The organism is Methanosarcina sp. UBA5 (assembly GCF_002505485.1).
Taxonomy (GTDB): Archaea; Halobacteriota; Methanosarcinia; order Methanosarcinales; family Methanosarcinaceae; genus Methanosarcina.
Genome location: NZ_DAVG01000017.1, coordinates 23732 through 46025, shown reverse-complemented (window position 1 = coordinate 46025; position 22294 = coordinate 23732). Strand labels below are relative to the sequence as shown.

The window sequence follows — 22294 nt, the reverse complement described above, 5'->3', positions numbered from 1 at the left end:
ATCGACCCCTTAGTCACCGAACGTTGATCCGGCATCGTCCATATCTGAATAATCGTAAAAATCATCATCTTTGTATTTGGTTTCGGGTTCCGGAGTTTCTTCATATTCTTCAACGATCTCTTCTCCGAACTCATCGAATAAGGTTTCTTTCACTTTGACCGGGAGTTCCGGTACCTTTACAACCACGCGCTCGACGTTCAGGTCATGGAGGATTTTCTTTATCCCATCGGTATCTTCTATACCTGTTGAAAGCTCAACCATCTCGGCAAAGTTTTTCACCAGACCACAATTCGGGCCTTCAGGGGTTTCCGAAGGGCAGAGCCTTCCCCACTGGGTTGCATGCAGGTCTCGAGCCTCAAAGTGAGGCTGGGCGCGGGAGAGGGGAGAAATTACACGGCGCAGGTGGGAAAGCGTGGAGATGTAGTCGTTTCTGTCAAGGAGCTGAGACACACCTGTTCTTCCTCCAACCCAGTTTCCAGTTGCCAGAGGGTGCTGCAGGCGGTCAGTCAACACATCGGCCCTGACTATTGTTGCGACATTCAACTCCCTGTTTCTCATGTTTGCGCGTTCGAGCTGGTATTTTATGTCTCTTGCAAGCCTGTTGAAAGATACCCTGAAGAGGTCTTCCATCAGGTCTCCTGCTAATTTCAGCCTTTTGTTTGCATAGTGATCTTTATCATCTTCCGAACGCTTGCCAAGGGCCAGCTCAAAACAGGACTCAGCCATTCTTGCCAGGAAGTGAGCCTTGGAGAGTCTGTCTCTCATGTCGTTGCCAAGATGGGGGAACAGGTACCTGTCAATAACATAGTTTGCTCTTTTTATCTGGTATTCCTTGGCCTGGCCTGCAGCGACACGGGCCCCGATTTTCTCGATTGCTTCTTCCTGGGTTTCGACTTCGGCTTCTTCGAGATTTTCCAGCATGAACTTGATAATTTCGGGATCACTTGAAACTGCATTTACAATGTCTTCGTCAGTTACAATCCCAAGAGCTCTCATCAGGGTAATAAAGAATACTCTGCCTGAAATCGAAGGGAAAGAAACCTCAAGCAGGGATTTTCGTCCTCTTTCCACGATTACGAGGGCCCTATATCCGCGTTTCTGTGAGAAAACCTTTGCAACCTCTATAGTGTCGCCGTACCTCTCCCCATACTCTACAAGAATTTTGTTAGGAGCGAGGTCCTCAAGGGTCATAACCACCCTTTCAGTACCGCCGATAATGAAATATCCCCCGGGATCAAGGGGATCTTCTCCATAGCGGACTTTTTCGGTTTCGCTAAGCCCTGGAAGGTTACAGATCTTGGATTTGACCATGACAGGAAGCTGTCCTATTTTTGCTTCCATTACTTCGGACTCAACTCCTTCTTTTACCACGCTCATTTCGAGGTAGAGAGGGCCTGAGTATGAGAGATTCCTGAGCCTTGCCTCATTGGGATAAAGTTTTTCGATTGCCCCGTCGGCTTCCTTTACCACAGGATGTTCTACCCGGATCTTTCCAAGTTTAAGGTAGGTATCCTCGATATCGGTTTCTATTATTTTCTGTTCATCTATGATTTTTTGCAGCCCGTAATCTATAAACTTGTTAAACGAGTCTATATGATGCTGCACTATCTTGTCCCGTGTAAAATAAGCCTGCGACAGTATACTTGTTTCTAACGCGATGATAGCACCCTCTTTGCTTTATTAAAATGAAAATCAAGAGATTCTGATCCTTGGATCGATGCGCAACTGTTGAATTTGCCGTACGATGGTGCATGGAATTCAAAAAGAAATTCCGTGAAGAAAATTTGATCCTGCAAGCGGTTTACTCCCCTCCGCTTACTCGATCACAAGTCTATAGTACTCTGCCTCCCCTGCAGTTTGACTTTTTCTTGTGATTTTCACTACGTCTCCGACAACAGCTCCTATTTCTTTACTGACAGGATCCTGCACTTTGATTTTCGGAAGTTGCTCCTTTTCAATGGAATACTTGCTTAAAACAGACTTTAACTCGCCTTCAGGCATGATTTCATGTTTAGGGACCGACTCATGGTCGAGCAGGCTGAATTTTGTCAAATCCTTTCCTCCAAAAATAAAGTATTCAAAAAATTTGTCAGGCCTAAGTTCTCCAGTGGATGGCCTTTCCGCCGGGTATAATTAAGAATATGGCGGGCCCGTAGGGATTTGAACCCTAGGCCGTCTGGTTAAAAGCCAGACGCTCTGCCTGACTGAGCTACGGGCCCAGTTGCTTTAATTCCTTCGTTTTACTTTTTTACACCTGGAGATTTTTCATGCTACCCTGCTGCCCCGCTGCCTCAGGGAGCACCTCTCACACCAGTGCAACCCTCTAATTCCAGCTATTCTATAAATAGTTTATGGTGAGAATGTCTTTTCTTCCGGGATTTTTATATATTTGAGCTAAAATTATTTGTTACGTGCCGGATTTTAACTGAATTTTTCCCGATTTTGCCAGAAAAATATATGTACGAGAATTTTCAATTTTTTAAAAGTAAGGCCAAGAATTCAATTTATATCTCATATTTCCGGGTAACTTGAGACTTTTGCCCCGATTCTTAATAATGTCCCGATTTCCCGGCAGTCACCCTCTCCAAAAATAAAGTACTAATTAATCAAACTCAAATCCAAATTCCTGAATTTAAACATTTTTAAAAATTTAGAATGTATATAGAATATATCCTAAACTCCAACGCCCCTATATCCTATAATGCTGGATAATCACGCTTTAGTTATATACTCATATCTGACATCTGCCCTTGTAATCCTTGGCACCTGCCCCCACATGCCAATGTATTCTCCCTGGATTACAAGTGCCCCTTTTATTCCTGGAATTCCCTTTACGGCTTTGAAAGAAGCCTCCACAGATTCTTTTCCTATGCCTACCTCATTTCCAAGAGCCGTTGCAGCCGCATCCGCCAGGGAAACGTCATCCGAGAATATTGCAGCTGCATCCGCCATCCCGAAGCTGATTGAAGGACCAACTGTCCCTGCTGAAGTGCATACGCCTGTGATCGAGTCTCTGGGTTCGAATACCAGACCCAGGTTTTTAATAGGTGACTGTCCTGCATAGATCCCAACCACAACAGGCCTGTCATTGATGAGTGCGATATCTCCCCCATTATCAACAATGGCATATCTGGCCCCGGCTTCAACCATAGCTTCCACCGCAAGGGCAGAAATTGTGCCTGCAACCGCACTCATTGGGCCTATACCCATAGTGTTTGCAGCTTTTACCATTCTCCTTACAACTTCTGGGGCATTTTCCGGGCATTCGTAGGGTTCGAGAGTAAGCTGAAAATAAGGATCGGAGAGAATGTAAGTCTCAAGGGCTGCCCTGTGGATACGGATCGCTTCTTTTGCGGCTTTGATATGGGCCTGGTCATCGGCTGCAATGGTAACTATGGTTTCCTTGAGCTGGAAATGCTCTTTAATCGGAGTACTGGCAGGTTCTTTAGCAGGTTCTTTTATGGGATCTGGCATGTTGATTCAGATAGGATTTATTGCTTAAATAGGAGATGCTTCCCGAGTTCTGTCTCCCGAATTCCACTTCGGGAGCACGGTACCCTTTTCGCTGCGCTCAAGAGGGCTGATTAAGGGGGCAAGTAACAGTAACCCTTGCTGAAGTGACCTGATTTATAAAATAGTGTTGTGATCTGCAAAAGAAAAATCTGGAGAAGCCATAGAATTTAAACATAGTTTTCTTAAACCAGGCCCCTGCGTCTTTCACTTTTATATTCGTCAAAGAGGCTCTGTAGTTCGTCCTGTTTGGCTTTGTGGCGTTTTTCGTCGGCTTCTTTTTCCCAGGACTCGATTGCGGCTTTGAGGATTTCGGGTTTGGCCATTGCAAAGTCTTCAGCCCTTTCAAGCGGGATATTCTTTAAGACCGGCACATCTCCTTTGAAGAAGGTTTCTTCGGCTGCATGCGAGATATCCTCAGGGATAAGTACGGTACGGATTCCGGCTTCTACAAGAATCTGAGCAGTTGCAGTTCCGCCTCCACTTGGATTTTCAAGGAAAACTACATCTCCTGTCTTAAGCCCGTATTTTTCCTTTGTTTCGGCAATGGACTCTTTAGTAAAGGCAGCAATAACTTTGACAGCCGTACCTTCGCCGCGGACCTCCATCTTCTGGATTTTACGCAGCTTGTTGCTTCTGCGCCGCAGCTCCTTTACGGTTTTGCTTTTATGGCTGACCTCTTTTTTCAGGCTTTCAATGGTTTCGTCCCTAATTTTGATTTCTTTTGATTTTCTTATTTCGCTGTAAGCTTCCCTTTTGAAGTTGTTCAGCCTTGACTCAAGCTTTGAGATCTTCCGGTCTTTTGCAACCAGTTCTTTCTTTAGTTCCTCAAGATATTCCTGAAGGTTCTGAATCTGCTCGCTCTGCCGCTGGACAGTCTCCCTCATTTTCAGGAGGGATTCATCAATTGGCCTGTCCTCCGGCTTTTCTGGATGCTCTCTTTGCCTCGGTTTTTCAGGTTCACCTGGCGCCTGGACTTTTTCAATTGCTGCCTCTATAGAAGCTCCACGGATTACATGAAACTTTATCAGCTCAAGATCTGCATTCTGCGGAGCTTTCTTTTCAATCCGGGAAAAGATGTTTTTGTAACTCCTGTAGGTAAGAAGAGCCGCAGTCAGTGCATCCCTTTCGTGGTCGTTCGAGTAACCAAAAGTCTTTCCAAGCGCAATTTTTTCCTCGGCAGAAACCTCGATTCCAGGACTTGCAGGCACAGCATTGAAGCTTCTTCGGATTTTTTCAACCGCACCCGGCATTGGAGTTACGTCGCTGGCGATAACCGCAGGTTTTCCGTATTCGGCAATAAGTTTGACCACTTCGTCAGGAGCCATTCCCCTGGAGCTTTTCAAGTAAAGAAGCTCTCCGTCAAGAGAAAGAATCGCAATTCCCACGGTTGTTCCAGGATCAATTCCAACGATTGTAAACTTACGTCTAGGGTTCTTTGGTTTAAGGGGAACGTATCGGATTTTATCGCGTTCAACACTTCTTACGCTTACCTGAGCATCATTACTTGCCATTGGATGTATCGGTATCTCTCCACGTTTTGCATATACAGTGAATTCAGATCTGACATAGCCTCCGAAACCTTTTACGTTTACGGCTTCGAACCTGATGCCTTTTTCCCGAGAAAGATCTTTCAGGACATTCTCAATCTCCCTGCTCCTTTGCAGCACAGCTCCGTGTACCTTCCTGCGGTATCGGTTCTGGCTCCAGCCTCCTCTTCCCAGTGAACGGGCTCTACTGACTTTGATTTTTGTAATATCTTCAAAAAGGGAAACTTCATGACCAATCCCCATATCTGCAAGGCGGGCACATGCTTCAGCTTCATCATTTGGGTTTTCGGGATCAAAAGAAAATCCGTGTTTCCTTGCAAGCCTGACAAGCGGTTCGGGATGCAGCCCACCTGTGACCTGAACAAGTTTAATACCCTCAGGCAACTTTTCCATAAGATATAGGAGCTCGCTTCGGTCAGCAGCAAGCTCGAAAATATTGTCAACAGCTATTATCTCCGGCCTTTCCCTCTGGATCATATTAAAGATTTTCTGGCGACGGAGCATACTTTGGTGGAAAACTTCCCCGTCCTTAAGGATAGCAAGTGCGTATCTGGGAAGTTCCCTTGCCCTGGGAGAGCCCCGAGCAATATCAATTCCATAGATAATCCTTTTTTGCATGAGCGTCTATATTTTATTTTTTATGGAATATATATTTAACTGCACTCGTTTTTATTATTTAAAGCTATTTATTGATATGGTTTCTAGAGTTATTTATCAGGCATATTCTGGATAAACAGGCATTTTAGGAAAGACATGCATAATCCAGATAGAACAACCAGCTGGTGCCCAAATAGAACAGGTTCGAAGAACCCATGATTTTAGTCGTTATTGCACAGGGTAGTCCATTTAAAACTTCAGTTTACTGGCCGCAGTACACTTTACTGCCTGACTTCTTTTCAGGACATTTTCGACTTGTCAATGCATTTTTAATTATCTTGATTTATATTATAGTAATACAGTCCCAATACAGTCCCCTCATGATATCTTTTTTTGAACGAGTCTCCGTTATATGGTATTTACCTGACTAAAATGTCCATCAATTTTAGAATTTACCGGCTGAATTATAAAAGCAGTAGTTAAAGAACTAAACTATCTGATCATGCCAATTTTTATGAGTTCCCGTGTACTTGATCGTGGCACTTGGTTGAACAAATATGGAAATAATGTCAAAAGTATCATATACAAGGTCCATAAATATATGAGTTGGTAAGTATTGAAAATACTTTACGTATTTCTCGGGGTTTATTTTAAGAATCTCTTTCTTGATACGTGCAGATTCTCGAGAAAAAACTAAAAATGATAGCACGATAGGTGTGAAAAATACAACAGTATATAAAAATAGTTAGAGGTGTAAAAGATGTTAAAAAATCGGCTTATAATAGCAGGTTTAATGATGTGTTTAATCCTGGCAGCGGTCCCATCGGTATTAAGTGCTGCATCTTCTCAAGATCAGGGAGTAGCTCTGGATTCAGGCAGTCAGCAGTCAACAGCTCCAGCCGTAGTGGAAAAATCAGTGTCCACAGCAGCTGTGACAAATGGTGTAGCAACAGCGTACTGGCTTGAACTGAAGGCCTATCCTTCCACTAACACAAGAGCTCTTTGGCTCAATGTAGATAATGACTGGAGGTATCTGTCCAACCCAGCCAGCAATATTGAAACCTCTGTACAAAATGCATTTGCTAACCCTGACAACTTCCAGGTTAAGGTTTGGTACTCTGGACAGAAGATTGTCGGATTAGTAGTAATGACTAAATAATTGTGAGCAAGGGTAAATTTTACATTGCATTAAAAAACATAAACTTGAGGTCTGTTTGCAGATTATGACCCTTATGTTTTTTTAGGACTTAAGCAGTTGCCTGGAAAGCAGGCAACTTTTAATTTTTAAAATATTTATACAAAAATTCTTGGGTTTTTATATATAAAGTAACAGGGTTCCTTGCAATTTATTTTGATAGGTAACTTTTTTATTAATTTTTCTTAATATATTTTCTAACTGCATTTGTGCTGGAAAATACCTTCTGATCAGTTTAATTTAAGGAATTCCCCTTAAACTCCCTTAAAATAATGCCCTGTCGTATACTCAACCCCTCTTGCAGGTTTCAGCCTGGTTTCTTTTCCTGCAAGGGCTTCTTTGTATGCCTTTATAATCTCTTTTATCTCAGCCTGGGTATTGAATGTAAGATCAAGACGAAGCACATCCACACCATAATCTTTCAGGTTTTTGACGTACTTCAACATATCAAGTACTTTTGAGTTATAAATCAAGGTCCTGGTCCCCAGACGCTCTATTGGAAACTCGGAACCTTCCTGGTCAACGAGAAGCGCTTCGCTGTCTGTTCTTACAATTCTTCTATCAATAAGGGGCTTTAAAAGGTCATTTTCCGTAATTAGCATAATTTCTCTGCCGTAAACAAAAATTTCGGTCTGTCCTGAGCCCTTGCAGGTTTGAAGCGCCTCACAGATATTTTTTATCTCGCTCAGGTTCAGTTCGCTTGAAAGAGTTGCTCTGTACGCTCCTGCCTGATAGAGCGTGCTGGCTGTAAAAGCGTTGAAAATATTGAACTCTTTTCCTGCGGAAAAGGGTATGAAAAGCTCTTTTGCAAGCTGTACGGACCCGAACTCGGAACAGGCTATTCCAAAGCCCGTAGCTTTTACTTTTTCCAGCAGGGGCTTGAGTTCATCCAGTTCATAATCGTGATTTATCAGGGGAACTCGGAAAACAAGTTCGACCCTTTCGGCTTTCAAATCCTCAAGCTTTTCCGAATTTTCAGGCGCGGTCAGCTCTTCAAACTTTGAAACCGGAATATAGATAATATCTGCACCGGCAAAGGCAGCCTCAAAGAGAGAAGAACTTTCATTTACTTCAACACTAAGAAGGAGTCGCTTTGAAGCTGAATTTCTGCCCCGAGTTCCACTGAGGGTCTCACTAAGGATCTCACTAAGGGTCTCACCTACGGCTGGAGGTTGCTGATCTTGATCATTCGCTCCACTGCCGCGGCTTTCAGAGTTGCACAGGTAATTGAAATCTGCAAGATCCGGGTGCCTCTGCTCTTTCTTATCTCCACTGAGGATTTTTTCCAGCAGGAGGTCTGCTGCCTTTCTCCTTGCGTTCTTCAACACGCCAACAGGAATGAAAATATTTCCATCCGCTTCGATCTCGACAGAGGCAGCCTCAAAAGAAGTATCCCCAAGGCTTTCCATTGCTTTTCTTATCTGCTCGACCGTTGTTGGGGCTTTCTCGGCCTCCTGGACGACGTAATCATCAGTGAATTCCACAACGAGAGCCTTATCTCTGTTCTCCCCGGCATCTCTGAGCTTTTCACTTTCCTCTCCAATCACAACCGTAAACCGCTCTCCTTTCCTGGCTCTTACTTTCAGACTTACAGAAAGCGTTTTCAGTTTTGTTTTTTGAAGGGTGTCGAGGAGCTGCGTATCTGTTGTGAGGTAGAGTTCGTCACCTCTCTGGACTGCTCTTCCGGTCTTAGAGCTTATTTCAAGCCCTACTTTTTCACCTTTTTTTGCACTTTTTATGTGCTCGCCTGAGATCGTGATTATGCCTGTAACTGCTGAGCCAAGCATTCTTTCCCGCGTGAAAATACTTATACCGTCTTTTACCTGGATGTCTTCATTCAGCCGAACTATGAGTTTCGTGTTCCCTTTTGAGCGGGAAATATCAAGGACTTTTCCAAGGAACGCCCCGTAGTTTGAACTGTATTTGGGATGGGATACGCCTTTTTCTCCGAGTATGAAGCCTCTTGTAAAGCCTCTGTAAAAGAGTTTTGCAAGCTCGGCTTCCCTTGCTTCAAGTTCATCTTTTGTCGGATTATCTCCTGGGCCGCAAATTCCTTCGACTGCAGCTTTATAGGCAGCGGCACTTGCAGTAACGTACTCGGGCTTTTTCATCCGTCCTTCAATTTTAAGGCTTACAACACCGGTTTTTATGATTTCCTCAAGCCCTGGAAGTGTGGAAAGTTCGGCACAGCTTATGGGATAACTGCCTCCAATGTGCCTTTCGTCAACTTCCCTGCCGTTTACCACGAATCTGTACCGTCGTCGGCAGGGCTGGGCGCAGGCTCCCCTGTTTGCGCTTCTGCCATGCAGTAAACTGCTGAAAAGACATTTACCCGAATAGGAGTAGCAAAGAGCTCCATGGACGAAAACTTCAATTTCTGCGTTTGAGTGGTCCACTATGTCCTTTACCTCAGCCGCAGTGAGTTCCCTTGAAACTATAACTCTTTTTGCTCCCAGCCCTGCTACAAAATCGACTCCTTCTTTATTATGGATAGTCGTCTGGGTGCTTGCGTGAAGCTTAAGGTCCGGATAGATTTCCTTTAAAAGCTTAAGAAGCCCCAGATCCTGGAAGATAACTGCATCGATTCCGGCTGCATATGCACTATCTACTATCTCAAGCGCGTGCTGCAGCTCTTTTTGCTTGATCGGGATATTGAGGGCCAGATAAACAAGAACCCCATGCGAGTGAGCCAGTTTCACGGCGGCATCAAGGTCATCGAGAGTGAAATTCTTTGCACCCTGGCGGGCATTGAATTCGCCAACCCCGAGATAGACTGCATCAGCTCCTCCTCGAATTGCAGCAAGCAGGGCTTCTTCGTCGCCTACGGGAGCCAGAACTTCAGGAGGAGTACGAGTATAATTAGGAGGACAGGTATAATTTTTAGTAGACATTTTTGATCAGTTTTTTCTTTCCGGCTGGAAGGTTTTGTAATTATGAAGAGAGAGCTATGCAAATGATTTATATGAATAGCTTAGCAGCATGCAGGTAAATGAGTAAAGGTGAATAAAGACGAGTAAAGGAATAAGTTCATTTTAAGACGTAAAGGTGCTTCTTGCATAAAAAATGGATGGGCAAACCCTTGATCTTTTATTGTAGACTATGATCTTTTATTGCAAAGCCTTGATCGTTTATTGTAGAGAAAATTTATTGTAAACTTGAAAACTTTAAATTTGCTATTGTTGCACATATTATTCATTTTGGATCGGTAAGCTGTTCAATCTCAGGCTTATTCCTGTTTATTTGCAAATTTAATAGCCCGTGGGCAAATCTAATGTTTTTCCAGAGTTTTCAGCTAAAGATGACCCATTTTATTTACGCTTTTAGCTTTAGGCCTATTAATATATATTTTTGCCTAAAATGAGGCTATTTTATCTACTTAAATGCTTTTTAGACCTCATGTAAAATAACCTGTTAAAATAAAAAAGAGTGCAAATCTATATATGCACATAAATATTTTTGTATTACATAAAATTAGCTGTGATCAGATAACTATCTGAATCTGGTTTCACTTGCTTTGTTGCATGATTGCATAGGATTCTTGGTTCGTTTGAATCCTCTTTTACCCTTTAGTAAACGGGGTGAAGCTTCGTAAAACGAATGAGTGCTGCAGGAATGCGCACAAATTAACCCGCAGATTATATGCAGCTACCAGTTCGGCATAGACAGACTAATTAATTCTGCAACAAGGCAACTATACTTGAATCTGCGTATTTTCAGAAGCTTTGTCCAGGATGAGTTATGACCTCACTTAAACTATTTAAGAGGACCGAATCTTATTGTTTCGATCCCTCAATAATAGGTAAAACTTTAAGAAAATACCGATCTCTACAGAAACACACTACAACCTACCTCTCTTTGAACAGGTTCTTCCACCTGACAATGGCAAAAATAGTCCTGGAATTTCAAAACCAGACCTCTGAAAAGATGGCTTTACAGCATGAGGAGGGCCTGGAATGGTAAGCGACGAAGAAATGAAATCCGGGAATATAGTGAATCTATTCTTGAAATTTGCATTCCCGACCGTCGTGGGAGTTGTCATTGCCGGAATCCAGGGAATAATTGACGGCTTCTTTATAGGAAATGCTATCGGGGCCCAGGGGCTTGCAGGAGTCACCCTTGCCTATCCTGCTTATATGGTTATAGTCGCCATAGGAGTAATTATCGGGATCGGTGCATCCAGTCTTACGGCCCTGCAACTTGGAAAGGGGAATTTCAGTGGAGCCCTGGATATAGTACATAATGCTTTTTCCCTGTGTCTTCTTACAGGAGCAGTTTTTACTGTATTTGGACTGATTTTTTGTGAAACCTCAATCAGTCTCCTTGGAGCCAGCGGGCCTGCCCTTGCTTTTGCCCGCGAATACCTCAGGATCATCTTCATGGGTTCGATCTTTATGATCCTTGCAATTGCCCTTGATCCGCTCGTCAGGAACGACGGGAAACCCAGGCTCTCTATGAATATCATGATTGCAGGAGTAGTCGTAAATCTCGTGCTTGACTACCTTTTTATCATGCGTATGGGCATGGGAATGTCAGGTGCTGCCATTGCTACAGTAATTTCTTTTGCTCTTCCGGCAATACTGCTCATGAACTACCTTTTTGGCAGCGAGGCAAAATTGAGACTCCGGCTTAAAGCCATGAAATTCAAACTCGGAGCACTGCTTCAGATCCTTAGAGCAGGTCTTCCGTCGTTCGTGATGCAGTTTTCACTGGCTCTCGTGCTCTTTGCGCACAATTACATGCTGCTCAGGTACGGTTCCGAGCTTGCGGTCTCAGCCTACGGCATTATAGGATATGTCTTTTCAATTTTCTCTATGCTTTTTGAGGGAATAGCTCTGGGAGTACAGCCGATTATAGGTTTCAATTACGGAGCTGGCTATTACGAAAGAGTTTCGAAAACCCTGAAACTGACAATTATTTCGTGCATCCTGACAGGGGTTTTAGGGTTTGTATTAATTTATCTCTTTCCGGAAAGAGTGGTGCAGATATTTAGCCAGGGAGACTCCGAACTTCTGGAAGTTACCCTGCGAGGAATGAAGATTTTCATATTCTCTTTGCTCGTTGAAGGTACCGTGCTCCTCACTGCTATATATTACCAGTCAATAAACAGGGTAAAGGCAGCACTTTTCATCTACCTTGGAAAGATTTTTGTTGTCCTCTTTCCTCTGCTCTTTATCCTACCGGTCTTCTTCGGCCTAGATGGAGTGTGGGCTGCATCTCCGGTTACGGAGTGTATCATGATGTTGGCAGCTCTGGTAATGCTTTCGAAGGAATTCAAGCTCCTCAGGCATGATGCAAAGGCAAAATCTAGGCAATCAGCCGGTACAAAAAAAGCACTGTCAGTAGTCAGAAACAGTGGAAAAGCCGATGTTGAGGAAAATCCCAGATTTGTTACTTTCAGTCCTGCAGAAAAAAGAGAGACGTTGTGAGAGACTCTTCCCTGAAATCCAGCTTTTCTGAAATCCAACTTTTAAGGCTTTAAAAAGGAGCAAGAACTCTTCTCCTTTTTACTTTAATATTTTTGATTTCAAATGGAAGTTTCAGATGGAAATTTCAGATGAAAGTGCCAGCTCACGCTTCTGCCATTTCATTTTCCTTCCTTTCTTTTTTCTTTTGAGTCCTGAGGTTTCCTTCCTATCTGGCTTGAGGGATAAAAATATCTCTCAGCCTTGTTATTAACACATAAAATGAAAAAGGCTGTATTCGAAGTCGCCTTATGGTAACTCTTTGCCAGGTGGCAGAGGAGATTCGTTAATATGGAAAAAACAAAAATCCTGGAAAATGTTTTCAAAATTTTTCTTATCTTTGTACCGCTGAGTCTGTTCGCAGAATATACACACTCTTCGCCCATAGCAATATTTGTTTTAGCTTCTCTTGCAATCATACCGCTTGCAAAATTTATCGGTGAATCTACAGAAGAGATTTCAGCACATACCGGCCCAGCGCTGGGTGGATTATTAAATGCTACCTTCGGGAACGCAACAGAATTAATCATAAGTTTTTTTTCCCTGCAAGCAGGACTTACTGAAATGGTAAAGGCATCGATTACAGGTTCCATCATTGGAAACCTGCTTTTGATTCTGGGTATGGCATTTTTCTTTGGAGGTCTCGGAAAAAAGGAGCAGGAATTCAATACGACAGCTGCAAAGACAAGCGCCTCCACTCTCTTTCTTGCAACTGCAGCTATTGTCATGCCGGCTGTTTTCGTTTTAACTTCAGAAAATCCTTCCGCCGCAACAATCGAAACCTTGAGCATTGCAGTTTCGGTTATTATGGCTGTGTCGTATCTTGCAAGCCTGCTTTTCTCGCTTCACACCCACAAGCACTTATACACTGTTGATACGACAGAGTGCGTTGCCAGGTGGAGCGTCAAAAAATCTATTGCTATTCTTCTCGCATCAACCGTTACGGTTGCTGTTATGAGTGAAATCCTGGTTGGTTCTATAGAACCGCTGGCTGAAAGCCTCGGATGGACGGAACTGTTCATAGGTATGATTTTCATAGCAATTATCGGAAACGCCGCAGAACACGTCTCGGCAATCACAATTGCAATTAAGGACCGGATGGATCTGGCACTCCAGATCGCAATCGGCTCAACAACTCAAATCGCTATGTTTGTCGTGCCGGTCCTGGTGTTCACAAGCTATTTCTTTCAGAACCCCATGAATCTGATTTTCACCACTTTCGAACTAGCTGCCATAGTCTCTGCCGTCTTAATGGTTAAATCCATAATTGAAGACGGCAAAAGCAACTGGTTTGAAGGATTACAGCTTCTGGGGACATACGGAATAATGGCTGTGGTCTCTTTCCTTCATCCATAAGCGACAAAAAATAGGCGACAAAAAGAGGAGTGCAACAGCCAGGAAACACTGGGAGCTTGCAGGATATCTGTATTTCCTATTTGTCTTGCAAGCGACCGGTAGTGTAAAAATTGATTCCTTTTAGCTATTAAGCTGTCCCAAAATCTGTTTTATTCAAAATCATCAGGAGTTTTCAAGATAACTTTCCATGATCAGATATTCGAGTTACTGTTTCAGATACGAGATTCAAAAATCAAAGAGTGTGTTTCAAAATTGAACCATTAGTAGTAACACTCAAAAAAATCAAAATCTTGTTTATATGTCTTAATAGTCCCACTTAGAAACTTTCTATAGACTCCACAGTAGCTTTTATCAAAAGCTTTTGTGCACGTATATGAATTGTCTCGATAGGCGGCACATCTTGAAGCATATTTACACTTATTATTAAACATGTCTGTCCCCTCTTAAACTTCAGTGTCCCCGCTCCATTTTCCTGAGTACTTATCATTATAAATAATATAAATATTATTTATTTTATAAAAAATATTGCATCCTGCAGTGATTTCGCAGATTCAAGACTATGTGAAAGTTCAATACGATACAACAGCAGACAACGCAAAAGTAAAATGTTTTGTAAATTCCAGTTCCATTTTAGTAATGAAGAATAATCGTGTAAAATGAAAAAATTAGAAGCTTACCTAAACTCTTCTAGTTTAAAATAAAGATCAATAAGTAACTATGAACAGAAGAGATTTTACTTGTACAATTATATAATATCTAAGTAGTCTACTTATTTGCCAAGTTTACTTGATACACAAAAATAGATAAATGTAATCAAGATTGACGCTTTTGATCCAAAATTATAATATTATCGGGAAAATCAAGGGATAGATTTTATCCGAAAGTCTGAATAGTATAGACTATATAAACTTGTATCCTGGCTTTGAAGATAAAAGCTACATGGGGGGAGGGTAATGAAAATTAATAGCAAGCTATGTTCAATAGCTTTAGCTTCAGCAGCCTTAATTTCTGTATTTCTACTTTTAATTTCAACCTCAGCATCAGCGGCACAGGTCATGAGCATTGGTAATGGGTCTGAGCCTGCTATTTACGGTAGCAAAGTGGTATGGACAAATGGTGGTGTTATTCACATTTATGATTTGACCGCCAGAACAGACACTACAGTTAACTCTTCTGCAGCATCTTATCCGGCTATTTACGACAACATTTTAGTGTGGCATGACGAAAGCATCGAAACACCAAGGCTTGCAGTATATGACATATCAACAGCCGCAATAACTTACATCACACAGAATGTAGATCAATCTAGCAGACCTGCCATTTACGGCAATAGAATCGTGTGGAGTGCAGATTACAACGAAACCAGCTACAATTATAATGTGTACATGCGCGATATATCGACTTCAACACAGACCAGAATCACAAGTGGCGAGAATCCAGACATATACGATACCAAAATAACATATTCTTATGATGATGGCGACGGGAAACGCATCTTCGTATATGATCTTATCACTAAAGAAACCATAAAAGTACCATATTCCGGTGATCTTAATATCCCGCACATATATGGCGACAAGGTAATATGGTCGGATTTCTACACAAGAATGGGATATGTTGCTATGTACGACATTGTCACCAAAAAAGTTACAGCTGTGACCAGTGATAATGTTTACAGCGGGGATCCTGATAATCCAGATGCTGGTGATGATACCGGTACTCACACTGATATATATGGTGACAAAATCGTATACGCAAAGTCTGGTACCGACCAGTTTGGCAGTGCTGGAGTATATGTATACAGCATTTCTACAGGACAAAGCACTCAAGTAGCCAGTTATGAAAACGGTGTATTTACAACACCGGATGTATACGAGAATACTATTGTATGGGGAATAGACAGTAACTACGGCGGTGAAGCGGCTAACTATAATGATACTAATAGCGGCATTTACATTAGTGAGATTTCTGCCACAAACACCTTGCCATCAGTAGCTGAATTTACTGCCAACATAACTTCTGGTACTGCACCGTTAGATGTGTTGTTTACTGCCAGCGGCATTGATGAAGTATCTACTTCATGGCTCTGGGATTTTGGAGACGGAATAAACTCTAAAAATGCAGGGAATGCGACGCACACGTTTACGAAACCAGGCACATATGACATTACTCTAAAAATAACCAATCCCACTAGCAATATTTCTATAGCCAAACTGGAGTACATTACAGTCACAAATTCTACTACTCAAGATCTGAGAGCCCCGGTTGCAAACTTCAGTAGCAGCGTTACCAAGGGATATGCTCCTCTGGCGATACAGTTTACTGATCTTTCCCATAATGCAATCTCAAGAGTATGGGACTTCAATTTCGACGGAAAGACTGACTCCAGTGACCTGAATCCCGTCTATGTATATAAGGATCCGGGAATGTATTTTGTTAACTTAACAACATATAATGAAAAAGGTTCTTCCTCACGAATTACTACAATAACTGTACTGGAAAGCAGTTCCAGCGGTGACAGTAGCTCAAGCAGTGATGAAAGCAGCAAGAGCGGTAGCAGCAGTAGCGGAGGCGGTGGTGGAGGCTCTCCTGAACCTGCAAAAAACGTTGAAGTAAAGGAATTTTCACAGGCGTTTATCACGAACGGAAAAGAGGTAAAATTTGATTTCACAAAGAATACAACCTGTGTTGTCTATGTGAGCTTTGATGCGAAGAAGACTCTGGGCAAAACTACAACCATCGTAGAGATGTTAAAAGGAAAGTCCACCTTAGTCTCCGAACTGCCTTCTGGAGAGGTCTACAAATCCTTTAATATTTGGGTAGGAAACGGTGGAATTGCAACCCCAAAAAACATAGAAAACCCGATCGTTTGTTTCAAGGTTGAAAAATCCTGGATAGAGGATAAAAAGATCGAGCCGGCTTCAATCACCCTTAACACTTATAGCGATAAAAAATGGATGCAACTGGCGGTAGAACCATCAGGAAAAGATGACAAATACCTGTATTTCACAGCAAAAACTCCGGAATTTTCTCCCTTTGCAATAACGGGTACAGCAAAAAAAGCCAATGAAGAAACCGTGACAGAAAAACAGTTTGAGACAGACAATGGAATAATTAATAAAAATGATACACTAAATAAAGAATCGAAAACTGAACAGGAAGAAATCCCAGGTATACCGGGCTTTGAAACAGTTTTCGGAGTCGCTGGTCTGCTTGTAGTATTCCTACACAAGAGAAAGTAAAAAGTAAAATCCCAAAACTCAATTTGAAAACTAGGAGATAAGGGAATTTACCTCTTATCTTTCTCTTTCTATTTCTCATCTGCCACAACCGTTTTGCCGCAACCATCCACCCGCAACCGTTGTTCCGCAACCGTTGCGCCGGTTGATCACGCCGATAGGGTTTGGGGATAAGATTATCAAATTCAAACGTTTATCGGGTTTTCGATAAAACCTTTTCTAAAAATTGCGGACAAAATTATTTTAAAAAAGATTGTGGGTAAATCAGCCCTCCTCAGCGAGTTGAAAACCAATCTTACTTGCCCATAATTCAGCCCTCTTGAGCGGAGCGAAAAGGGCACCGTCCTCCCGAGACGGGACTCGGGAAACGGAACTCGGGCCAGCAATAATTATAAAAATATATGAAAAAAGAAGTCAGGCAGAAGAAAGTGCCACAATGGCTTCTGCCAGATCTCCGTTTGAATTCTTCAGGGCATTCCGGGCTTCATCTTCAGAAACACCGGTCTGCTCCATTACGAGTTTTATATCTTCAGCGGGAATCTCCAGTTCTTTTGGGACTTCTTTTACATCACCTACAATCTGGTATGTTTCAGAACCCTGGACTTTCATGATAGTGACATTTGCATTCTCTATAATGATATTAGAGTCCGCAGTCTTTATGACCACTTCCTGAACATCCTTGAGCTCTTTAACATCAATCCCCATCTGTTTCATCATCTGCTTCATTTTAGCCGGGTTCATTCCCCGGCCTCCCACGCCTCCCATTCCTGGGAACATAGATTTGCTTCTCCTTTGTTTTCGTTTATTTTTCAGGTTTGGGTTCGATACCTCAGCGCAATTTTACTTTACTTAATGGCATCCGCCACAGGTGCCGCATCCACCGCCGGCGCTTGGATTGCGGATAAGGAATCCCTTTCCGTTTTCGTCCTCAATAAAGTCAATACTGCCCTCAGAGAAGCTCCTTTCGATATCTTTTGCCATAACGAGTTTAATCCCGTTACTTTCCATAGTCACGTCATCTTCCTTCGTTTCATCATCAAAGGCTAAGCCATACTGAATTCCACTGCAGGCAACCCCGGCAACAAAAATTCTGAGAGCAAGCTCAGGTTTCTCTTCCTGTTCAATCAGCGTTTTCAATTCTGCAGCAGCTTTGTCTGTTACTTCTATCATTTACGCACCTCTTTTTTATTTTTCATACTTATGAAATATTATGGATTTTATTTCCTATAAGATGCCATCCGTTACAGCTTACAGATAATTTCCAAACGTTATATACTCTTGCATCGGGCAAATATAACGTTTATTGTAAAATTGCGCTTTTTCCTGAAAAAGACTTTTTCACAGAAGTCTGGGAGGATAAGGTCTGGATTCTTTTTCAAGGAACCCTACCTACTATTCTGCCAATTATATAAAAATATATTTTCTATTTTATATATTTTTCTTCTGATACTTTTTTCAGGTTTCCTATTCACAGAAACTCGGCATCTTCATCAACAGGCTCCTCAAGAACCTTTGCATTATAAGCGTTAATCTCCAAAGAGTTACGTTTCCCCTTCACTTCCCAGACAGGGATATACACAAGCTCCATATCGAGCTGTATTTCATCAGCCCTGGGGCCGATACTCTTGTGCTCATATATAACAGCCTGTCCTTCCGTATTGTTAAAACGTATCTCACGTGTGTTTTCCTCTTTAATAAAGTCCAGAAGAATCTTTTCTGCCTGTTTTTTATCCACATTCGGCCTTTTTAACTCATACTGCACAGCAGGAACCCTTGTAGGTGTACCGAGCCCTTCTATCTCCATCTCTTCCTTTGACTTATTTAGAGCGTTAAGAAAACCCTTTCCCTTTCCGGCAATACTCAGGACTTTTGACCTGAAGCGTTTTTCAGCTTCAACATTATATCTATATTTCCAGAAGGGTACAAACTTTAAAATTGCATCCTTTGGGTTGATTATATAGGGTTTTGCGATAATAATAGCCTGGTTTTTAGAAATCCTTGGCTCTACAGACCTTATATTCAGCATTTCGTAAGATTCGGTTTCTGGGACCTTAGCCTGTTCCTGCTTCCTTAAATTATTCCTTCCCTCAAAGCTCTGTGTCAGGGATTGATCTTCAAAAGATATTTTTTCGACCTCTGATTGCTGATTCTGAAGAGGCAAGAGATCTCCGTTAAAGTAAGGATTCTCCCTAGATTCTTCTTTTACTTTCCAGTTTCCGACAGGTAATTCGAAAATTGTTTGCCCGGACTGATCTGGTGTTTCATTTGCGGGTTGAGTCTCCGATTCAGAATACGAAATCTTTGACTTCTGTTCAAGATTTATAAGAACCGCTCTTCCAATTTGAAGAGCCAGTTCATCCCTATCCCAAACATAGATCCCAAGTTCAGCTGCATAATCGATTAATTCTTCAGGCCCCTTCTGGGTCATTACATAGATTCCTGTACAGTCCCCTATCTTTTCTGAAAAAGCTTTTATTTCCTCGAAATCTGGCTGCAGGGCACATATGACATAAGCCTTATGCCCGTTTTTTTCCACAAGAATGTCACACTGACTGGATATTATGACATTGTATCCGGAGGATTTGAAGATATCAACAAGGATTTCTAAAAGGTCTTGCTTCATGATTCTCACTTTCTTATATCCTGCACAGCTAAAATAGTTTATGATTACACTTGAAATTTAATAATTTGACATTTTTTACTATAAGCTGGCTTTTTCCTCTTCTTAGATTTCCTCAACTTTTTTTTCAAAGGATACAAATATTTAAGAAATTAAATCCTAACCAGATATTTATGAGTGGAATCAGGTTTGGAGCAGATTCCTTTTCCACATATGAGGAAGGAATAAAGAAAGAGTGGATAGTAGGAAACGGACTCGGGGAATATGCCTCATCTACGGTAATAGGGGCAGGCACAAGGACTTATCACGGACTGCTTGTGGCAGCTCCAGAAAACTCTCCAGGAAGGTTTGTATTGCTTTCCTCCCTTGATGAGGAAATTTCAATTAACGAAGACGTTTATCGGCTTGCAACCCACAAGTATCCGGATACTGTTTTTCCTTCAGGCTTCAGTTACCTCTCCAAATTCATCCTTGTTCCTTTTCCTCTCTGGGTTTACCAGCCTGGCGATTTTACCATAAAGAAAAAGGTCTTCATGATTCACAACAGCAACACAACCTGCATCCTCTATGACATCAGATCCAGGAGAGAAGGAGCTCTGCTAAGAATCTTTCCGCTGGTAAACTCCAGAAATTTCCATTATACAGTTCGCTCAGGAGAGCTTTCCTTTACTCAGAAAGCCGATCCTGCAGGAGTAAAATTGGAAAGCTCCAACGGCTTTACTTTCTCGCTTTCATCCGATCTCCAGTATCATCCTGATCCTAAATGGTACTATAACTTTGAGTATGATATTGAGAAGCAAAGGGGGCTCAACTTCCAGGAAGACAATTTCAATCCAGGTTACTTCGAAAGTAAACTCAAACTGGGAACTTCCCATTTCTTTATTGTCGCTTCAACAGAAGATGTTTCTTCTCTAACGCTTGAACAGGTTGAGGAACTCTATACAAGGGAAACATACCGACAAAATCTCCTTGTCTTCAATTCAAGACTCACCGAACCCTTTGCTCTTAAGCTTCTCAAGGCAACGGACCTTTTTATAGTGAAAAATCCTTCTTCAGGTGAAAACACGGTGATTGCAGGGTATCACTGGTTTTCTGACTGGGGTCGGGACACCATGATCTCCATGCCTGGACTGCTTTTAATTCCTCGTCGTTTTGAGGAGGCAAGATCCATTCTCAAAAACTTCTCCAGACATTGTAAGAGAGGCCTGATCCCCAATGCTTTCCTGGCACTCGGAGGAGAACCAATTTATAATACAGTGGATGCTTCTCTCTGGTTTATTCACACTGTGAGCCGATATTTTGCATATACTAAAGACTTCCTTTTCCTATCGGATGTCTGGGATACCGTGGGGGATATCATAGAGAATTACCGTAAAGGCACAGATTTTGGAATCGGTATGGACTCCGATTATCTTATCCGGCAGGGACCTCAGCTAACCTGGATGGATGCTAAAATAGGGGAACAGGCAGTGACCCCAAGAGCAGGTAAAGCCTGTGAAATCAATGCTCTCTGGTATAATGCCCTGAAAACGGCCTCCAATCTGGGTACTAATTTAGGAAAAAATATTTCCTCATATGAAACTCTTGCAGCCGGAGTAGCTTCAAATTTTGAGAATGTATTTTGGAACCCTGAGACCAATTGCCTCTTTGACCTCGTGTATCAGGACGAAGCAGGAAATGAGATTAAAGACCCTGCAATCCGCCCCAATCAACTCTTCGCAGTGGCCCTGCCTTATACTATTCTTTCCCCTAAGAAAGAAAAAGCAATAGTTGACAGAGTTGAAAAAGATCTCTTGACCCCTTTTGGGCTTAGAACTCTTTCAAGTAATCATCCTGCTTATAAAGGACACTATCAAGGAAATGCGGCAGCCAGAGATGCAGCCTATCATAACGGGACAGCCTGGCCATGGCTCCTTGGCGCTTATGTGAAAGCCTACCGGAAGGTTCATAACTATTCAAAAGAAAGCCTTGAAGATATGCGATCTCTCCTTCAGGGTTTTGATACACACCTTGAAACTGCAGGCGTAGGCAGCATTTCCGAAGTGTTTGATGGGGATTATCCTTACTCTCCGGGTGGCTGCATTGCTCAGGCATGGAGTGTTGCGGAAATTCTCAGAGCGTACGTTGAGGACGTACTCGGAATCAAGCCTTGAAAAAGCACCAGGCTTACTGCCTCTCTCCGGCACCCTAAGATCTCATGCCCTCTCTTTTTATACTTGTTTTGCAATCTATCCCCCATGATTGATTTTGATACCTTGAAATCCGAAAAAGGTCTTATCCTTGCTGTGATTCAGGACCAAGTTAGCAGGGAGGTGCTGATGTGCGCCTATATGAACCGAGAAGCCCTTGAGAAGACGGTAGAGACCGGAATTGCGCATTTTTGGAGCCGGAGCCGACAACAATTATGGAAAAAAGGAGAGACCTCGGGGCATATACAGAAAGTGAAAGAAATCAGGGTCGACTGTGATATGGATTCTCTTCTCCTGCTCGTGGAACAGGTAGGGGGAGCCTGCCATATGGGATACAGATCCTGTTTTTATCGAAATCTTGAAGGAGAAGTTGTGGGAGAGAAGGTCTTCGAGCCGGATGACGTCTATTGAATTTTATTGAGTTACATCGAATTTAAAAAATTAATAAATGTCAAATATTTATTTTTCTTTTTCTTCATCTTTTTATGGTAGAACTTACGCGGTTAAATAGAAAAACAACAGCATGGAACCTTAAACTGTCTTTTCTACAATGCCTATTACAATAACTGCTCACGC

Annotated in this window: 15 protein-coding genes and 1 tRNA gene; 7 read left to right on the top strand and 9 right to left on the bottom strand. The window is 42.2% G+C overall.

The features are described from left to right. Window positions 1-9: 9 nt before the first annotated feature. The 5 genes from BP621_RS01585 to BP621_RS01565 all read right to left on the bottom strand — a co-directional run bounded on the left by BP621_RS01585 (window position 10) and on the right by BP621_RS01565 (window position 5678). On the bottom strand, window positions 10-1605 hold the full coding sequence (locus BP621_RS01585) for a DNA-directed RNA polymerase subunit B'' (protein WP_394339276.1): 1596 nt from the start codon (window positions 1603-1605) through the stop codon (window positions 10-12). Between the two features lie 210 nt (window positions 1606-1815). Beyond that, the gene (locus BP621_RS01580; protein WP_095643934.1) at window positions 1816-2052 is read right to left on the bottom strand and encodes a DNA-directed RNA polymerase subunit H; all 237 of its coding nucleotides are present in this window, start codon (window positions 2050-2052) and stop codon (window positions 1816-1818) included. Window positions 2053-2142: 90 nt separating this feature from the next. Next, a tRNA-Lys gene (locus BP621_RS01575) sits at window positions 2143-2219 on the bottom strand. Between the two features lie 493 nt (window positions 2220-2712). Beyond that, window positions 2713-3474 carry a UPF0280 family protein gene (locus BP621_RS01570; protein WP_292387595.1) on the bottom strand — a complete coding sequence of 254 codons (762 nt, stop codon included), beginning with the start codon at window positions 3472-3474 and terminating at the stop codon, window positions 2713-2715. Between the two features lie 221 nt (window positions 3475-3695). Further along, window positions 3696-5678 (bottom strand): DUF460 domain-containing protein, encoded by a 1983-nt coding sequence (locus BP621_RS01565; RefSeq protein ID WP_292387594.1) that lies wholly within the window; start codon window positions 5676-5678, stop codon window positions 3696-3698. 772 nt (window positions 5679-6450) lie between these two features. Between BP621_RS01565 and BP621_RS01560 the strand changes: the two genes are divergently transcribed. Continuing rightward, window positions 6451-6816 (top strand): hypothetical protein, encoded by a 366-nt coding sequence (locus tag BP621_RS01560; RefSeq protein ID WP_292387592.1) that lies wholly within the window; start codon window positions 6451-6453, stop codon window positions 6814-6816. A gap of 290 nt (window positions 6817-7106) precedes the next feature. Here the strand turns inward: BP621_RS01560 and BP621_RS01555 are convergent, their stop codons facing one another. Beyond that, window positions 7107-9743 carry a DUF3656 domain-containing U32 family peptidase gene (locus tag BP621_RS01555; protein ID WP_292387591.1) on the bottom strand — a complete coding sequence of 879 codons (2637 nt, stop codon included), beginning with the start codon at window positions 9741-9743 and terminating at the stop codon, window positions 7107-7109. 847 nt (window positions 9744-10590) lie between these two features. On the opposite strand from BP621_RS01555, the gene BP621_RS01550 reads away from it, so the two are divergent. The 4 genes from BP621_RS01550 (at window position 10591) to BP621_RS01535 (ending at window position 16912) form a co-directional block, all read left to right on the top strand. Then, complete coding sequence (locus tag BP621_RS01550) at window positions 10591-10812, top strand: hypothetical protein (RefSeq protein ID WP_292387589.1); 222 nt, start codon at window positions 10591-10593, stop codon at window positions 10810-10812. Further along, the gene (locus tag BP621_RS01545) at window positions 10806-12278 is read left to right on the top strand and encodes an MATE family efflux transporter (protein WP_292387586.1); all 1473 of its coding nucleotides are present in this window, start codon (window positions 10806-10808) and stop codon (window positions 12276-12278) included. The genes BP621_RS01550 and BP621_RS01545 overlap by 7 nt, the downstream gene beginning before the upstream one ends. A 327-nt stretch (window positions 12279-12605) precedes the next feature. Next, the gene (cax, locus tag BP621_RS01540; protein WP_292387583.1) at window positions 12606-13670 is read left to right on the top strand and encodes a calcium/proton exchanger; all 1065 of its coding nucleotides are present in this window, start codon (window positions 12606-12608) and stop codon (window positions 13668-13670) included. 953 nt (window positions 13671-14623) lie between these two features. Continuing rightward, window positions 14624-16912, top strand: a complete 2289-nt coding sequence (locus BP621_RS01535; RefSeq protein WP_292387580.1) for a PGF-pre-PGF domain-containing protein — start codon at window positions 14624-14626, stop codon at window positions 16910-16912. Window positions 16913-17323: 411 nt separating this feature from the next. Here BP621_RS01535 and BP621_RS01530 read toward each other — a convergent pair whose 3' ends face one another. The 3 genes from BP621_RS01530 to BP621_RS01520 form a co-directional block, all read right to left on the bottom strand. Next, entirely contained in the window at window positions 17324-17686 is a 363-nt protein-coding gene (locus BP621_RS01530; protein ID WP_292387578.1) for a nascent polypeptide-associated complex protein, read from the bottom strand. Between the two features lie 72 nt (window positions 17687-17758). Continuing rightward, window positions 17759-18079 carry a HesB/IscA family protein gene (locus tag BP621_RS01525; RefSeq protein ID WP_292387576.1) on the bottom strand — a complete coding sequence of 107 codons (321 nt, stop codon included), beginning with the start codon at window positions 18077-18079 and terminating at the stop codon, window positions 17759-17761. Between the two features lie 298 nt (window positions 18080-18377). Further along, window positions 18378-19532 (bottom strand): hypothetical protein, encoded by a 1155-nt coding sequence (locus tag BP621_RS01520; protein WP_292387574.1) that lies wholly within the window; start codon window positions 19530-19532, stop codon window positions 18378-18380. Window positions 19533-19702: 170 nt separating this feature from the next. On the opposite strand from BP621_RS01520, the gene BP621_RS01515 reads away from it, so the two are divergent. Together BP621_RS01515 and hisI are read left to right on the top strand one after the other, a co-directional pair. Then, window positions 19703-21682 carry an amylo-alpha-1,6-glucosidase gene (locus tag BP621_RS01515; RefSeq protein ID WP_292387572.1) on the top strand — a complete coding sequence of 660 codons (1980 nt, stop codon included), beginning with the start codon at window positions 19703-19705 and terminating at the stop codon, window positions 21680-21682. A gap of 84 nt (window positions 21683-21766) precedes the next feature. Next, a complete protein-coding gene (hisI, locus tag BP621_RS01510) occupies window positions 21767-22129 on the top strand; it encodes a phosphoribosyl-AMP cyclohydrolase (RefSeq protein WP_292387569.1) in 363 nt (120 codons plus the stop codon). The last annotated feature ends 165 nt before the right edge of the window (window positions 22130-22294 follow it).

Bases quoted from the DNA above. Each gene is read 5' to 3' on its own strand.
- cax (WP_292387583.1), top strand. From the start codon at position 12,606: ATGGAAAAAACAAAAATCCTGGAAAATGTTTTCAAAATTTTTCTTATC.
- BP621_RS01555 (WP_292387591.1), bottom strand. From the start codon at position 9,743: ATGTCTACTAAAAATTATACCTGTCCTCCTAATTATACTCGTACTCCT.
- BP621_RS01525 (WP_292387576.1), bottom strand. From the start codon at position 18,079: ATGATAGAAGTAACAGACAAAGCTGCTGCAGAATTGAAAACGCTGATT.
- BP621_RS01520 (WP_292387574.1), bottom strand. From the start codon at position 19,532: ATGAAGCAAGACCTTTTAGAAATCCTTGTTGATATCTTCAAATCCTCC.
- hisI (WP_292387569.1), top strand. From the start codon at position 21,767: ATGATTGATTTTGATACCTTGAAATCCGAAAAAGGTCTTATCCTTGCT.
- BP621_RS01530 (WP_292387578.1), bottom strand. From the start codon at position 17,686: ATGTTCCCAGGAATGGGAGGCGTGGGAGGCCGGGGAATGAACCCGGCT.
- BP621_RS01535 (WP_292387580.1), top strand. From the start codon at position 14,624: ATGAAAATTAATAGCAAGCTATGTTCAATAGCTTTAGCTTCAGCAGCC.
- BP621_RS01570 (WP_292387595.1), bottom strand. From the start codon at position 3,474: ATGCCAGATCCCATAAAAGAACCTGCTAAAGAACCTGCCAGTACTCCG.
- BP621_RS01560 (WP_292387592.1), top strand. From the start codon at position 6,451: ATGATGTGTTTAATCCTGGCAGCGGTCCCATCGGTATTAAGTGCTGCA.
- BP621_RS01565 (WP_292387594.1), bottom strand. From the start codon at position 5,678: ATGCAAAAAAGGATTATCTATGGAATTGATATTGCTCGGGGCTCTCCC.
- BP621_RS01550 (WP_292387589.1), top strand. From the start codon at position 10,591: ATGACCTCACTTAAACTATTTAAGAGGACCGAATCTTATTGTTTCGAT.
- BP621_RS01515 (WP_292387572.1), top strand. From the start codon at position 19,703: ATGAGTGGAATCAGGTTTGGAGCAGATTCCTTTTCCACATATGAGGAA.
- BP621_RS01545 (WP_292387586.1), top strand. From the start codon at position 10,806: ATGGTAAGCGACGAAGAAATGAAATCCGGGAATATAGTGAATCTATTC.